The 14,468-nt window shown below is 72.9% G+C and carries 11 protein-coding genes; 7 read left to right on the top strand and 4 right to left on the bottom strand.

Going from position 1 to position 14,468, the window contains the following annotated elements; all coding sequences use genetic code 11:
• Positions 1 to 19: 19 nt before the first annotated feature.
• Positions 20 to 2,725, bottom strand: coding sequence for a LuxR C-terminal-related transcriptional regulator (locus ACI797_RS08455; RefSeq protein WP_456858176.1), 2,706 nt, complete (start codon positions 2,723 to 2,725; stop codon positions 20 to 22).
• Between the two features lie 110 nt (positions 2,726 to 2,835).
• On the opposite strand from ACI797_RS08455, the gene ACI797_RS08450 reads away from it, so the two are divergent.
• Positions 2,836 to 4,080 carry an FAD-dependent oxidoreductase gene (locus tag ACI797_RS08450; protein WP_456858175.1) on the top strand — a complete coding sequence of 415 codons (1,245 nt, stop codon included), beginning with the start codon at positions 2,836 to 2,838 and terminating at the stop codon, positions 4,078 to 4,080.
• A 243-nt stretch (positions 4,081 to 4,323) separates the two neighbouring features.
• On the opposite strand, the gene ACI797_RS08445 is transcribed toward ACI797_RS08450, so the two are convergent.
• The 3 genes from ACI797_RS08445 to ACI797_RS08435 form a co-directional block, all read right to left on the bottom strand.
• Positions 4,324 to 4,599 carry a hypothetical protein gene (locus tag ACI797_RS08445; RefSeq protein ID WP_456858174.1) on the bottom strand — a complete coding sequence of 92 codons (276 nt, stop codon included), beginning with the start codon at positions 4,597 to 4,599 and terminating at the stop codon, positions 4,324 to 4,326.
• Between the two features lie 368 nt (positions 4,600 to 4,967).
• A complete protein-coding gene (locus ACI797_RS08440; protein WP_456858173.1) occupies positions 4,968 to 7,703 on the bottom strand; it encodes a tyrosinase family protein in 2,736 nt (911 codons plus the stop codon).
• Positions 7,704 to 7,913: 210 nt separating this feature from the next.
• Complete coding sequence (locus tag ACI797_RS08435; protein WP_456858172.1) at positions 7,914 to 8,072, bottom strand: transposase; 159 nt, start codon at positions 8,070 to 8,072, stop codon at positions 7,914 to 7,916.
• A 128-nt stretch (positions 8,073 to 8,200) separates the two neighbouring features.
• Here ACI797_RS08435 and ACI797_RS08430 point away from each other — a divergent pair, with 128 nt between their 5' ends.
• From ACI797_RS08430 to ACI797_RS08405, 6 genes are all read left to right on the top strand, one after another.
• The gene (locus ACI797_RS08430; protein ID WP_456858171.1) at positions 8,201 to 8,968 is read left to right on the top strand and encodes an aminoglycoside adenylyltransferase domain-containing protein; all 768 of its coding nucleotides are present in this window, start codon (positions 8,201 to 8,203) and stop codon (positions 8,966 to 8,968) included.
• 12 nt (positions 8,969 to 8,980) lie between these two features.
• On the top strand, positions 8,981 to 9,967 hold the full coding sequence (locus tag ACI797_RS08425) for an SMP-30/gluconolactonase/LRE family protein (RefSeq protein ID WP_456858170.1): 987 nt from the start codon (positions 8,981 to 8,983) through the stop codon (positions 9,965 to 9,967).
• A 5-nt stretch (positions 9,968 to 9,972) separates the two neighbouring features.
• Positions 9,973 to 11,175, top strand: a complete 1,203-nt coding sequence (locus tag ACI797_RS08420) for a heme-binding protein (protein ID WP_456858169.1) — start codon at positions 9,973 to 9,975, stop codon at positions 11,173 to 11,175.
• Between the two features lie 2 nt (positions 11,176 to 11,177).
• Complete coding sequence (locus ACI797_RS08415; RefSeq protein ID WP_456858168.1) at positions 11,178 to 12,788, top strand: SMP-30/gluconolactonase/LRE family protein; 1,611 nt, start codon at positions 11,178 to 11,180, stop codon at positions 12,786 to 12,788.
• Positions 12,785 to 13,330: a redoxin domain-containing protein gene (locus ACI797_RS08410; RefSeq protein ID WP_456858167.1), complete on the top strand. Its 546-nt coding sequence runs from the start codon at positions 12,785 to 12,787 to the stop codon at positions 13,328 to 13,330. The genes ACI797_RS08415 and ACI797_RS08410 overlap by 4 nt, the downstream gene beginning before the upstream one ends.
• Before the next feature lie 75 nt (positions 13,331 to 13,405).
• A complete protein-coding gene (locus ACI797_RS08405; protein ID WP_456858166.1) occupies positions 13,406 to 14,041 on the top strand; it encodes a DUF421 domain-containing protein in 636 nt (211 codons plus the stop codon).
• Positions 14,042 to 14,468: the final 427 nt, after the last annotated feature.

Below are 14,468 nucleotides of genomic sequence, written 5' to 3'. Positions count from 1 at the left end.
GCTGGAATCCGGGAGGTCCCTAGTTCCGCGCCAGCCGAGCCAGCTCCGCCCGGCCGCCGACGCCGAGCTTCGTGAAGACCTTGTGCAGGTGGTACTCCACGGTCTTCCGGGACAGGAACAGCTGCGTGGCGATCTCTGGGTTCGACGCACCGCCCGCGGCCAGCCGGGTGATCTGCAGCTCCTGCGGGGTGAGCCGGTCCCACTCCGTGGGCTGCCGCCGACCGAAGGTCTCCCCCGTGGCCCGCAACTCGACGCGCGCTCGGTCCGCCCACGGCACCGCGCCCGCCCGGTCGAAGGCTTCCGCCGCGGCCCGCAGCGCCAGCCGTGCGTCCACCCGGCGGCGCTGCCGTCGGAGCGACTCGCCGTAGGCCAGCCGGGTCCGCGCCTCGTCGAGCGGCCGGGCGACCGCCACGTGCTGTTCCAGCGCTTCCTCGTAGGAGCCCAGGTCCCCTCCGGAGAGCTGTGCGGCACCCCTGCGGGCGAGCGCGATCCCCCAGGGCGTCCCGGCCCGCCGGGCCCAGTCCCCGAACCGCTGCAGCGCCGCGCGTGCGTCCTCGGGGCGGCCGGCCCGCGCCGCGGCCTCGACCACGTCGGGGGTGGCCCAGAGCGCCACCGCCGGATGGCTCGACCCCCGCCCGGCCACCACGGGTGCCAGCCTCGCGAGCGCCTGGTCCGGCCGGCCGAGACCGAGGTCGAGCAGTCCGAGCGCCCACGCCGCCCCGGCCCGGACGGCGCCCAGCCGACGCGCCTCGGCCTGCTCCGCGGCGCCTCCGGCGTGACGCCGGCAGGACTCCTCGTCGCCACGCCAAGCGGCGACCAGGGCCAGGACGACGTCGCCGGTGGCCGACTGCTGGCCGAGCTCGCGGGCGAGCCGCTCCCCCTCCTGGCACTTCTCCTCGGCGTCGGCGAGCAGTCCCGACTGGGCGTAGGAGAAGGCCAGCCGGTTGAGGGTCGTGGCCAGCAGCCCGATGCCTCCCGTGCGGCGGAGGATCGCCTCGGCCCTGAGGTAGCACCGCCGTGCGGCCACCTCGTCGCCGAGGAGCAGCGCCGCCTGACCCGCTCGCAGCAACGCCAGGGGCTCCTCGGCCCGTCGGGCGGAACCCAGGACCCTGCGCAGCCGGGTCGCACCGTCGGCCCAGTTCCCTGCGCTGAGTTCGGCCACCCCGGTCAGCATGTCGACGACCGGCCCGTCGACCCCGGCGTCCCCGGGCACCAGCTGCCGGACCAGGCGCCCGAGCTCGACGGCCCGCTCGCCGCCGGCGAGCGAGGCGGCCTCGCCGGCGAGCGCGAGCCCCGCCACCGCGGTGGACCGGTCCGGAGCGTCCAGGGCCGCGGTGACGAGCAGCGGATAGGCGGTCTCCGGCGACCCCCCGCTCAGCTCGATGAGACCGCGCAGGCCGTTCAGGGCCGCGCGCTGCTCCGGCGCCTGGAGCAGGGGTTCCGCCTCGTCCAGCAGCTGCGCGGCGCGGGCCGGGTGACCGGCGGCCCAGCTGGCCTCGGCCGCCGCCACCAGCCGGCGGCCCCGGCGCTCCGAGGGCGCGGTGAGCGCCGCGGACCGGGACAGGGCAGCCGCGGCGGACGCGGGGCCGGACCGGGTGCGCGCTCGGTCGGCCGAGGCCTCCAGGAGATCGGCTACGGCGTCGTCCGGGGGCACCGCTCCGGCCGCGAGGTGCCATGTACGGCGGTCGACGTCCTCGGCGCCGTCGAGGACCGCCGCCAGGCCGTGGTGCGCCGCCCGTCGGTCGGCGAAGCCGGCGTCCTGGTACACCGCCGATCGCGCCAACGGATGACGGAACTCCACCCGGCCGCCGGCGATCCGCACGAGGCCGTCGGCCTCCGCGGGGCCCAGCGCGGCCAGGTCGAGGCCCTCCGCCGCCGCCGCACGGCCGATGACACCCAGCCGCCCGGTGTCGTCGGCGGCCGTGAGGACCAAGAGCCGGCGGGTGGGTTCCGGCAGCCGCGCTGCCAGCGCCGCGAACACCCGCTCGACGCCGGCCCCGACGGGAAGCGGATCGGGCAGCGGCTCCAGCCCGGCCAGCTGCGCCGCGGTCAGCACCCCGGGCAGCTCGACGAGGGCCAGCGGATTCCCGCCGGTTCCTGCGACCAGCTGCCGGCGGACGTCCACGGCCGCCGTCGGTGCCCGCTGGGCGACCAGCGCCGCCGCGGCCTCCGGGTCCAGGCCGCCGAGCACGAGTTCCGGCAGTCCCGCGGCGGCGAACGCGTCCCCGCCCGCTGATCGGGTGGCCACGACCAGCACGGCACCTTCGGCCTCGAGCCGCCGAGCCGCGAAGACCAGCGCCGCCACCGACGCGGCATCCGCCCACTGCGCGTCGTCCACCAGGCAGACCGCCCCGGAGTCCGCAGCGACCTCGGCCAGCAGCGAGAGCACGCCGATCCCGACGAGGAACCGGTCGCTGCCCCGCCCCGGCCCCAGGCCGAGCGCCCCGCGGAGGGCGTCGGCCTGCACCGGGGGCAACCCGTCGAGCCGGTCGACCACCGGGACGAGCAGCTGCTGCAGCACGGCGAACGGCAGCTCGAGCTCGGATTCGACGCCCGCTGCTCGCAGGCAACGGGCGGGCCCCGCTCGCTGCGCCGCCCACGAGAGCAGCGCGGACTTCCCGGCCCCCGGCTCTCCACGGATCACCAGCACCTGGCTGCGCGACGCCCGCGCATCCGCGAGCACGCCGTCGAGGCGGATGCGCTCCGGCCCGCGGCCGAGCAGCACCCGGCCAGGCTAGTCCTGCGGGACTGGGGAGGTCACCGATGCGATCGCCGTTCCGCCCCCGCGAGCCTGGCCATCGGCAACCATCCGACGCCGACGAACGGGAGACTGCCATGTCGAACGACACCCCCGAGGCCCAGCCCGGCGAGCCGAGCGGCATCGCCATCGTCGGAGGTGGCCCCGCCGGGCTGGTGGCGGCGATCGCGCTCGCCCGCCGGGGGATCGCCACAACGGTCCTCGAGCGCGACGCGCACCCCGAGCTGGCCCCGCGGTTCAACCCGGACCGCTCGTACACGATCGACATCACCGGGCACGGACTGCGGGCCCTGCGGCACATCGACGCCATCGGGTACTTCGACGCCCGACTGCTCCCGTTCCGGGGCATCCAGCACGCGGGGCGGGTGGTGGAGGACTGGCCGGGGCCGGGGTGGACCGGCGCGCGCGGCGACATCCTCCGGGCCCTCGCCGCGGTGATCAGCGACCGTCACAAGGACGCCGTCCACGTGGAGTACGGCTGCCGGGTCAGCGAGGTCGACGTGCTGACCGGGGCCGTGTCGTACACGCCGCCGGGCGGGGACCCGGTGACCCGGCAGTTCGACCTGGTCGTGGGCGCGGACGGAGCCGGTTCCGTGGTCCGCACGGCCATGCAGCGGCACGTTCCCGGATTCACCGTGGCACGGAAGTCGCTGCCCAACTACCTCACGATGATCGCGCTCGACCGGCTCGTCGACCAGCTCGACGACACCTACCTCCAGGCCCTGGCGACCCGGCCGTTCTGCGTCGCCGGCGCCATCCCCGGCGACGAGGAGTCCGACGGTCCGCGCTGGTTCTGCGGGATCGGCACCCGCCGGCCGCTCTCGTTCTCCTCAGCCGCGGCGGCCCGCGCCTACCTGCAGCAGCACTGTCCTCGCGTGCTCGACCTCGCCAGTGACTCGGCGGTCACCGCGTTCGCCGACCGGACCTGCTACCACATCGGCCAGAAACTCACGTGCTCCCGGCTGGACGGCGGGCGAGCCGTGCTGCTGGGTGACGCCGCCGGACCCTTCCCACCCATCGGCCAGGGCGTCAACGCCGCCATGGAGGCCGCCGTCGAACTGGACCGGTGCATCGGCACGGCCGGATCCGGCGCCACCGCCCTCGCGGGAGCGGCGCAGCGCTACACCGCTGCGTGGAAGCCGGAGCTGGACGCCGTCTCCTGGATCAGCGAGAGGATGCTGTTCGAGAACCGGCTGCACACCCTGCGGGCCAACGTGACGATGCGTTGGGGCATCAACCCCATCGGGCGCGCCAAGAGCGAAGACGTCCCGTGGTCCCGCGTGCAGGCGGATGCACGTCGCTGGGGGCCGCTGTGGTGGTGACCGCGGACCCGGGCGCCCGCTGTAGCGATCAACAGCGAGCTCCCGGCGGCGGCCGGCGACGACGTCGGACGACCCAGAAGTTCGCGGTTCAGATCACACAGCGCAATGGACGGTTCCGGCACCGCTCGGCCGACGAGGCGCTCACCAGGAGCTTTGCTCCCCTGATTGGACTCGAGCCAACAAGCCCGTCCCTGACGTCGAGCGGTCGGGTGATGGCAGAACCGCATCCCGCACCCGGCGACTTCAGGGCCGAGCCTGGTTAGTCGTCTCTCCGTCCCCGCTGGTGTTCCCGGACCTCGGCCGATGGCGCGAGGAGCGATCGGCCGCCGCACGCTCCGCCATCACGTGACCACTGACGTGACCGACGTGCGTCCCGAGGACACCGATGGCGCCCGCGATCAGCGTGGCGATCGCCTCGTCGGACAGCGATCCGGGTCCCCAGAGCATGAGCACGACCGCGATGCCGACGAGCAGGGCGACTCCGCAGCCGAGGGGGATGATGTGGGACCAGAACGACATGTCGATCCTCGGGCCACGCATGGGGTGCCGCCCTCCCGTCAACCGATGTGGTGCAGCAGCCGCCCCAGTGGGAGTCGACGGCGATCTCACATGGCGCGGCGGGCGAGACGCCGGCAGCTCGAGGCCTGCCGCGAGTCGTCGAACTCCTGCGCGATCTCGGCTGCCAGCGCCTGCCGCCAGGCCTGGGTCGGAGTCTCCGCGCGGTTGGTTCAGGCGTGGTAGGTCGAGCGGGCTGCATTCATCGGCCGGCAAATGACGTGATGTCGTAGGTGTCCTTTCCCACGTGGATGGACCGCAGCGCTCAGCTACCGTGCGTCCGCGTGGCCGGCTGGCTCTCACCGGGGCCCGGCGCGGCCGTTGGCTCGAGCTCAGCTGCAGGCTCCCCGGACGCACTCTGCGATCCGCGACCTGTCGATGCCGTGTTCCTCCAGAAGGCGCGAGACGCCGTCGTCGTCCAACAGGCACAGCAGCAGCCCGCACGTGTCGACGTGCGTCCCCTTCTCGCCGCCGGGTTGGATGACGACCGGCGGCGGGTCGTCACCACGAGCCCACACCGCCAGTGTGCGCAGCTCCTCACGGGTGAACCGCGCGCCGTGCAGATCGGCGCCCTCGGCGCGCGTGAGAATCTGGTAGACGCCGCTCGACGAGGTCGGCACGTCCGCGGCGAAGACGCCCGGTTCCCCGGCCGGCATCGGCACCGTGAACTCCGTTCCATCCGGTGCGGTGACCGTGGCCCGCACGCTGACGGAGTTTCCGAGCGGGATGCCGCTGTCGGTCAGCGTGGCCCGGACGCGCCCGGACGTGCCCGGCAGGCGCGAGTGCTGTGTCACATCCACGCGCATCCGCAGTCCGCTGCGCGCCTGGACGCTGAGCGTGTAGGGAACTCCGTGGACCTCGATGGCGGTCGTGACCAGCCGGAGGATCAGCGCAGCTCGCTCCTTGTCCCCCAAGGTCTCCAGCCGCTCGCGCAGTTCGCGCAACCAGCGCTCGACGTCGGCGCCATCCACGGACAGCACCGCCTCCCAGCTGCCCTCGCCGGTCCGGGAGGCCAGGACATCGGCCGGGATGACACGCAGCACCCGGTAGGCGTCGCCGACCACCTCCTCGGCGCCTGACGCGGAGGTCAGCGTGGTGCCGTCGGGGGCGATGAGTTCCACTCGAATCGTCGGGGCCATGTCGCCGAGCACGAGGACGTCGGCGCGAATGTCGGAGGCCGTCAGCTCGAACCGCTCGACCACCTTGCCACCCACGGGGACGAGCCCGCGGGGGTCTACGACGACGGCGGAATTCGTGGCGCCGGCGAGCACCTGCGCGAAGTACTTCTGCAGCAGTAGCTGATCGTCCGCGCCGGGGTTGCCGGTGAGGAGCAGGTACCCACCCGTGCCGTTCGCGATGTCCGAGAGCGCTCCGGGATTCAGCTGGTCGGCCGTGCCGAGCCCGATGGCGAACACCCTGCTGTTCACCGACGACGCGGCCGCGGCGATGGTCTTGTCCGCGGTCTCGTGCCCGTCGGTGAACACGATCGTCGCCGTGCTGTCGAAGCTCGAGGCAACGGGGGCCAGCTGCGCGGCGGCGGCCTCGAGGCCGTCCCCGATGGCGGTCAGGCCGCCGGGATTGGTCGCCGTGCTGGTGATCGCCGTCATGGCGGCCAGCCGCCCCGCGCCGCCGATCATCGGCCCGGCCGGCGCCACCGGAGTTGCCGGCGCGGCGTCGGTATCGAAGCGGACGACCCCCGCGCCGTCGTCCGCGTCCAGCAGCGTGACGAACAGCGGTGCCGAGTCGTGCAGGACATCCATGCGGTCCTTGGCCGGCAGGCCTGACGGCAGGCTCATGCTGCCCGACCGGTCGAGGACCAGCGACGTCGCGACCGTCGGGTTGGGCACCACAGTCGCCGTGACCGGGACCGTGAACACATCCCCGGTCTCCGCCACGGTCACGGTGAGGTCACCGCTCGCCGACGTACCCGCCGCCCCCGGGGTGAACAGCACCCACACGAACAGGTCGTTGGCCTCGAAGCCGTCCACCTCGGGCGTGCTGACAGCTGCGGCCAGCAGAGTGAACGGACCGGTGACAGTGGCGTTCGCCGTGACTGTCGCGCAGCCGCGCACGCGCAGGCGCAGGGCGCGCGCCGTCGGTAGGAACTCGACGACGTCGAGGAAGCGGAGCGGGTTCCCTGGCGTGGGTGCGATCTGCTCCACGGTCAGCGGCAGCGTGTCGTAGCACGGTGGCCGCACTACCGACGGGTGCCGGCAGTTCTTGACCTCGATCTGCGGTGAGGCGCCGACCCACGGCTCGATGGGCGAGCCGAACTCCACCGTGCCGTTCCACGGCTGCAGAGGCGCGAGGATGCTCTCCGACCCAGTGGTGTTCGACTGGTCGCCGTAGACCTGATCGGGATCGAGCCGCCAGTCCTCCCCAGGCTGCGTCTGCCACATGGCCAGCAGCCGATCGACATTGCTGTGCAGGAGAAACACGAATGGGTCCTCGAACGACCGGTGGGGGTCACCGATCGTGCTCGCGCCGAAGTAGCCGTGTGCGGTGTTGTGCGAGCTCTCCAGCGCCTGCCGGAACTGCGTCCACTGCTGAGCCTGTGGCAGGGCGTCGGCGCTGGCGAGAATGGTGGCGTCCGACGCGACGCCGGGGGCCCCGTTCTGGCAGTTGCGCGTCACCTCGCGGGGCGGGTCCGCGCGGTTGCCCGTCTGGTCGCGGCTGCCCGCCAAGGTGCCACCGTTGTGCACCGTGGCCAGCGGTCCGTCCAACGTGCCGTTGGCGGTCCCGAGCAGCGCCGTGGAAAGCAACGCGACCGTGCCGCCCTGACCGTCGGACGCCGCGCGCGGGTCCTCCGTCCAGTCCCAGTAGTGCAGGGCGACGTCCGGGTTGGACTCCTGCAGCAGGGCCTCGTAGCGGTTGACCAGCTCGCGGTGCCACGGCAGGAACGAGTTGCCGCCGTGGTTGTGCGTGCCTTCGTGGATCTGGTCCTGCTTGTCCCAGTAGGAGACACCGTCCGCATAGCTGCGCAGGTCGGCCTGCAGGACGGCATCGATGTAGGCCTGTCGCTCCGCTACGCTCAAGTGGGCGAAGTTGCGCCGGATGGGCTTGGTCATGGTGGGCTCCTCAGTCGCCTACCGAGAGGAGTGCTCTTCCCGGCCCACATCGCGTCGCAGCTCAGGGCCAAAGACGTCACAAGTCTCCACCGATGACGTCACCGCTTCGTCAACGTGCCGCCACCAGACCGGTTGGGACCGCCCCCGGTACAGGTGACTTCTTGCCGGAAGGCTTCGCCCCCTCGGGCGTCACGCAGTACAAGCACACCTCTAGCTGTCGCCCGTAGGCGGCGTGTCTCTAGGCCGCCCGGCCGACTCCCGCGTCCCCGGAGCCACGCCGACCCAGGAGGCCCGGTGCTCACGCATCGGGAACCGAGACATGTCCGCACCGGTCAAGACGATGATCACCTGCGCGACCTTCTCCCTCACTCCGGGATCGTCTGCAGCAGCTCCGGCTGGTGCGCCCACGCCTTAAATCATCCGGCCCGGATCGTCAGCGGCCGCAGGGGATGTCGACTCGAGTGCAACGCCCGGGACTGAGGGCGGACTGCACCCGTATGACGACAGTTGAGACGCCGCAGGGCCGGCTGCAGCTCTACGCCGACCAGGTCGCTCGGCGCGTGCATGACGCACTGCGCGATCGTCTCGCGGGCGTCTGGCTGCTGGGCTCCGCGGCACTGGGTGACTACGACCCGTGGAGCAGCGACATCGACGTGCAGGCCGTCGCCACCGAACGCCTCACGCTGTCCGAGCGCCGCGAACTGGCCTCTCGGCTGGAGCACGAGGTGCTCCCCACCCCCGCCCGCGGGCTGGAGTTCGTGCTCTACGCCGCCGAGGACCTCCACGCCGCCGGCGGCCCTCGCTTCCAGCTCAACCTGAACACCGGCCCGCGGATGGAGCACCACCTGGTCTACGACGCCGAGCAGGACCCGAGCTTCTGGTTCACGATCGACGTCTCCATCGCCCGCCAGAGCGGGGTCGCGCTGCTCGGACCGCCCGCGGCTGTCGTGTTCGCGGAGCCGCCCCGCAGCCTCGTCGCCACCGCGGTGATCGAGGCTCTCGACTTCTACGCCGGCGCGCCGGACGCCACCGACCAGGCGGTGCTCAGCGCCTGCCGCGCGTGGGGCTGGGCAACCGACGGGGTCTGGCGGTCCAAGGCCGACAGCGCTCGCTGGGCGATGCAACGGCTGACCGACTCCGAGCCGGTCGAGCGGGCACTGCGGCGCCGGCGCGGTGAGCCGGGGCCCCTGCCCACCGAGCAGGACCTGGACCGCGTGCTGACGGCGGCACGGGCGGCGCTCAGCTTGCTCGGCGCGCCCGAGTGAGAGGAGCGAGTCATGGGCTCACCCGACGGGGTCGCCGTCGCCACGGACACGTCCGCGGTCCACTTCGTCGCGGCGGACCGCTCCTTCGTCCACGTGACGGGCGCCCATCCCTTGCTGGGACGTCTCGCCCGCTGCGACGCCCACGAGGGGCCGACGTACCTGCCCAGCCAGGACGCCCTGTACGTCACCACGGTGCCCAGCGGACGGCCGCGCGCGGCGTCGATCAAACGTATCGCGCTGGACGGCGACCGGATGGACCTGGAACCGGACCGGGTCACGGTGGTGCCCGCGGATGCGGTGATGCCCAACGGGATGACCGCATGGCAGGGGCGGCTGCTGGTGTGCGAGCAGGGGGACATGGTCCACCCCGCGCGGTTGTCGCGGCTGGACCCGATCAGCGGGGCCGTGACGACGCTCGTCAACGCAGCCGGATGGGTAGCGCTCAACTCGCCGAACGACGTGGTCGTGGGGCCCGACGGCGGCATCTGGTTCACGGACCCGTCGTACGGACACCTGCAGGGCTTCCGGCCCCCTCCGCTGTTGCCCGACGCCGTCCACCGGTTCGACCCGGCGACCGGGCGGGTGCACACCGTGGCTACCGATCTCGACAAGCCCAATGGCCTGGCGTTCTCACCTGACGGCAGTGCCCTGTATGTCGCCGACAGCGGCGCCGAGCACGAACCGGGCAGCTGGGCCCCCGAACGCCCGCACCACGTCTACGCCTACGACGTCGTCGAAGGCACCGGCCTGGGCTCGCGGCGGGTCGTGGACGTCACCCCGGCGGGCACCCCGGATGGGCTCGCCGTCGACGAGGCCGGCCGGGTGTACGTCTGCTGCCCCGAGGGCGTGCGGGTGCTGACCCCCGACGGGACCCTGCTGGGCCGGATCTCCGTGCCGGGCGCGGTCAACCTCAGCTTCGGCGGTCGCGACCGCGACCGGCTGTTCATCACCGCCGACACGGCCGTCTGGATGGCCGTGCTGAACACGAGAGGAGCGTGACCGGCATGGCCGCGGTCCGCACACGCATGGTCATCGAAGGTGCCGGGGTCGACGTGGTGCTGGCCGCGGCCGAGCGGCACGCGAAGGAGCACCGGTACCGCGTGGTCATCGCGATCGTCGACTCCTCCGGCCGGCTCCTGGCGCTGCGCCGCACGGAGGGCAGCCAGGCGGCCAGCGACCAGGTGGCCATCGACAAGGCGCGGACCGCTGCCATATTCGTGCGGCCCAGCCGCGAGATCGAGCAACAGGTCACCGACGGCCGGCTGGGTGCCCTAGCGCTGCACGGGGCCCGCGCGCTCACCGGCGGCGTGCCGCTGGTGGCCGCCGGCGAAGTGGTCGGCGCGATCGGCACCAGCGGGGAGACCCCCGACGAGGACGAGGCGGTCTCGCTGGCCGGTGCGGCCGCCGAGTTCGCCACGACGACGGTACCGGCGTTCAGCTTCGCCGCCGCCCAGGTGGCCCTGCAGGCCGTCGCGGACGCGGCGACGGCGCGGGGAGCAGCACCCGTGGCCGCGGTGGTCGACGCCGGCGGCGACCTGGTCTCGCTGTGGCGGCCGGATGCGGCGCAGGTCGCCAGCGTCGGCGTTGCCACCGACAAGGCACGCACTGCCGCGATCTTCCGGCGCCCCAGCCGAGACTTCGAGCGGCAGGCCTCCGGTGGCCGCCCCTCGGCGCTGCACCTGGCTGGGGCCGTTCCGCTGCAGGGCGGGATGCCGATCGTGGTCGACGATCACGTGGTCGGCGCGGTCGGGGTCAGCGGCGCCTCCTCGGCCGACGAGGACCAGGAGCTGGCCGAGATCGGCCAGGACGCCGCTGAGCGGGCGGCCTCCGGCGAGGGCGTGCAGGACGCGGTGTTCATCTCCGATCAGGAACTGCAGCAGCGGTTCCACGACGGCGGCCTGCTCGTCGACGCCGGCCGCTACAAGGTCGACGCCGGCCGGCGCACGGCACCGGGCGCGGTGGAGTACCACGCCGGCGTCGTCGACGTCATGCGGGTGGTCCAGGGGCGCGCCAAGGTCATCACCGGCGGCACCCTGCACTCCCCCCGCGAGGTGGCCCCCGGTGAGCTGCGGGCGGACTTCATCGACGGCGGCACTGCCCACGAGCTCGGCGAGGGTGACGTGCTCGTCGTCCCCAGCGGCGTCCCGCACCAGTTCGTCGACGTCTCCGACCCCTTCCTGTACTTCGTCACCAAGGTGGTGGCCTAGCCATGACCACCGCCACCCGGCCCAGGTCGGGGGCCGGGGCGCCGCGCCCGTCGCAGCCGCTCCCCGGTCCGGCCGCCGCGGTCGTCGACCTGCAGACCGAACAGGGGGCCGCCTCGGTCGGCGCCACCTGGCGCTACAGCGACGCGCGGATCGAGGAGATCGACTTCGTCGCCGTGGGCTCCCCGGCGGACCCCCTCGGCCCCGGCGACGTCCCCAACCGGACCTTCGACGTGCTGCCCCACGCCGGCAGCGCCGACTTCGACGATTCCGGCTGGCGCGTGCTCCGCCCGGCCGAGACCCGGCTCCGGCTGGCCGGCGGACGGGTCTGCTTCAACTGGTACCGGGTGGCGGTGACCATCCCTGAGCGCCTCGGCGGCCTCGACCCGACCGGTTGCACCGTCGTCTTCGAGGTGGTCGTCGACGACTATGCCGAGGTCTGGGTCGACGGCCGACTCCCCGTGGCCCTCGGTGACGTCGGCGGACACGTCGTGGCCGGGTTCAACGCACCCAACCGCGTGGTCCTCACCGACGACGCCCGGCCGGGACAGACGTTCCGGATCGCGGTCTTCGGCGCCAATGGCCCGATCTCGGCCTCGCCGCGCAACTACATCTGGCTGCGCACCGCTGTGCTCGACCTCTACCGTCCCGAGCAGGCTCTTGCGACCGAGGCGGTGGATCATGGGGTGACCCCCGGTGTCGCCGGCTTGGACGCGGTGCTGGACCGCGAGGCACCGCTCGAGCGGGTCGCCGGGGGCTTCGAGTTCACCGAGGGCCCGGTGTGGACCGCCGACGGCGCCCTGCTGTTCAGTTCGCCGAACACCAACCACATCTACCGGTGGAGCCCGCGCGGCTCCGTGTCGGTGTTCCGCTCGCACAGCGGCTACAGCGGCCCCGACATCGGCCGCTTCTCCCAGCCGGGGTCCAACGGCCTCACGTTCGACCCGCAGGGGCGGCTGACGGTCTGCGAACACGGCAACCGGCGGGTGCTGCGCGTCGAGCCGCACGGCGACACGACCGTCCTCGCCGACCGCTACCAGGGCCACCGGCTGAACAGCCCCAACGACCTCGTCTACCGGTCGGACGGGACGCTGTTCTTCACCGATCCGCCGTTCGGCCTGCCCGACGCCTACGACGACCCGGCGAAGGAACTGCCTTTCAGCGGCGTGTTCGCGGTCCGCGACGGCGTGGTGCGGCTGCTCACCGACGCGCTGAGCGGCCCCAACGGCATCGCCCTGTCCCCCGACGAGCGGACCCTGTACGTGGGCAACTGGGACCGGGCCGCCACGGTCGTCATGCGCTACGACGTGGCCCGCGACGGCTCCCTGTCGGGCGGACGGGTCTTCGCCGACCTGACCGCCGCGGAAGGCGAGGACTCCATCGACGGCCTCAAGGTCGACCGCGACGGCAACGTCTACGTCTGCGGACCGTCCGGGATCTGGATCCTCACAGCGCAGGGACACCATCGCGGCACGCTGCACCTACCGGAGAGCCCGCACAACCTCGCGTGGGGCGACGCGGACGGCCGCGGCCTCTACATCACCGCACTCACCAGCATCTACCGGATCCGCACCCGGGTGCCGGGCATCCGGCCGGTCGACGAGGAGGACCGATGAGCACAGGACTGGACGTCGGCGCGGTGCTGCCCGACTTCGAACTGCCCGACGACGGCGGGACCAAGCGGCGGCTCTCCGAGCTGCAGGGCGACGACGCCCTGGTGCTGCAGCTCGGCCGCGGCGAGCACTGCCCGCGGGAGCGCCAGCACCACAAGGAGCTGCTCAAGCTGCAGGAGCTGGTCCCGGTGGCGTTCACCAGGCTGGTGACCGTGCTGCCGAACAACCTGCACGACACCAACAAGATGAAGATCGCCACCGGCGCCTGGTGGACCTTCCTGTCCGACGGTGATCTGGAGGTCCAGCGCGCCCTGCGGATCGACGAGTACACCGATCCGCACCATCCGGCCACGGTGCCGCACACCGTCGTGCTCGCCCCGGGCCTGGTCATCGACCGGGTGTACTGCGGCTACTGGTTCTGGGGACGGCCGTCGGCCCACCAGCTGTGGCAGGACCTGCAGGACCTGTTCCGCCGGACCAAGCCGGACTTCGACCCCACCACCGATGAGGCACGGGCGGCCTGGCAGCGGTCCCAGGCCTCCTGACGGCATGCCTCCTCAGGTCGTGGACGCCGGACGGCCCGCCCGGGGCGGGGCCTGAACCAGCGGGGGACGAACACCATGTCAGAGGTCTGGAGCCTCGGCGTGCCGGCCGGTGAGAAGGTGCTGCGCACGGTGCTGGTCTACGCGGCGGTGGCGCTGCTGCTCCGGGTCGCCGGCAAGAGGAACCTCGCGCAGCTCAACACGTTCGATCTCGTCGTCGTGCTGCTGCTGTCCAACGTCGTCCAGAACGCGCTGATCGGCCCGGACAACAGCCTGACCGGGGGGCTGCTGGCCGCGGCCGTCCTCCTGGGCACCAACGCGCTCGTCGTGCGGGCGGTCTCCCGCTCCGACCGGGCAGTCCGCCTGTTCGAGGGTCAGGACGTGCCGCTCGTCAGGGAGGGCCACTTCCTGGACCGGTCGCTGCGCCGCGAAGGGCTGCGCCGGGCCGACGTGGAAGCAGCCCTACGTGCCCAGGGCGCCGACGGGGCCGAGGACGTCGCCGAGGCGAGCCTGAGCCCGGGCGGCAGCATCGTGGTGTGGCTGCGACCGTCACGCATGGGCGCCACCCGGGCCGACGTCCAGGCCCTCCATCGCCGCCTCGACGCCATCCAACAGGCGATCGCGGGCAGCCCTGTCGACGGCAGGGACCGTGCGGGGCAGCACGACACCGCGCGGAACACCTCCCGCCCGGAGGGCCCGCCGGCGACCGTCTGAATCACATCTGCCGCGCGGCGCGGCGGCGCCCCACCCGGCAACGGCATGTGCCGTCCGCCGGTGAGCAGCAGGAAGGCATGAACTCCGTGACGGGCACCGTTCGACCCTTCATCCCGCTCCCGCCCGACGTGCGGGCACTGCTCGATGCCCCCAACTACGTCCACCTCGCCACGCTGTGAGCCGACGGGTCCCCGCGCAGCCACGTCGTCTGGGTCGATGTGGAGGGTGATCACTGCTCGTGTGCACCTCGGGCACGACGTGGAAGGCGAAGGACATGCGCCGCGACCCGCGGGTCTCCTTCTCGGTCGTCGTTCAAGTGCACCGGCGCGCCCTTCCCCAGCCGCGGAGCCGACCGGATCCGTTTCGTCATCGGCGTGGAGAAGGCCGCCGCACGCACGCTCGGCTTCCACCACCGTCCCGGACCGGC

It is taken from the genome of Geodermatophilus sp. SYSU D00691 (assembly GCF_054050275.1).
This window is presented reverse-complemented; position numbering and strand designations above follow the sequence as displayed.

What these genes read in the sequence shown, in the direction of transcription:
- ACI797_RS08450 (WP_456858175.1), top strand. Translation starts at nt 2,836, where the DNA reads ATGTCGAACGACACCCCCGAGGCCCAGCCCGGCGAGCCGAGCGGCATC.
- ACI797_RS08445 (WP_456858174.1), bottom strand. Translation starts at nt 4,599, where the DNA reads ATGTCGTTCTGGTCCCACATCATCCCCCTCGGCTGCGGAGTCGCCCTG.
- ACI797_RS08440 (WP_456858173.1), bottom strand. Translation starts at nt 7,703, where the DNA reads ATGACCAAGCCCATCCGGCGCAACTTCGCCCACTTGAGCGTAGCGGAG.
- ACI797_RS08430 (WP_456858171.1), top strand. Translation starts at nt 8,201, where the DNA reads ATGACGACAGTTGAGACGCCGCAGGGCCGGCTGCAGCTCTACGCCGAC.
- ACI797_RS08425 (WP_456858170.1), top strand. Translation starts at nt 8,981, where the DNA reads ATGGGCTCACCCGACGGGGTCGCCGTCGCCACGGACACGTCCGCGGTC.
- ACI797_RS08420 (WP_456858169.1), top strand. Translation starts at nt 9,973, where the DNA reads ATGGCCGCGGTCCGCACACGCATGGTCATCGAAGGTGCCGGGGTCGAC.
- ACI797_RS08415 (WP_456858168.1), top strand. Translation starts at nt 11,178, where the DNA reads ATGACCACCGCCACCCGGCCCAGGTCGGGGGCCGGGGCGCCGCGCCCG.
- ACI797_RS08410 (WP_456858167.1), top strand. Translation starts at nt 12,785, where the DNA reads ATGAGCACAGGACTGGACGTCGGCGCGGTGCTGCCCGACTTCGAACTG.
- ACI797_RS08405 (WP_456858166.1), top strand. Translation starts at nt 13,406, where the DNA reads ATGTCAGAGGTCTGGAGCCTCGGCGTGCCGGCCGGTGAGAAGGTGCTG.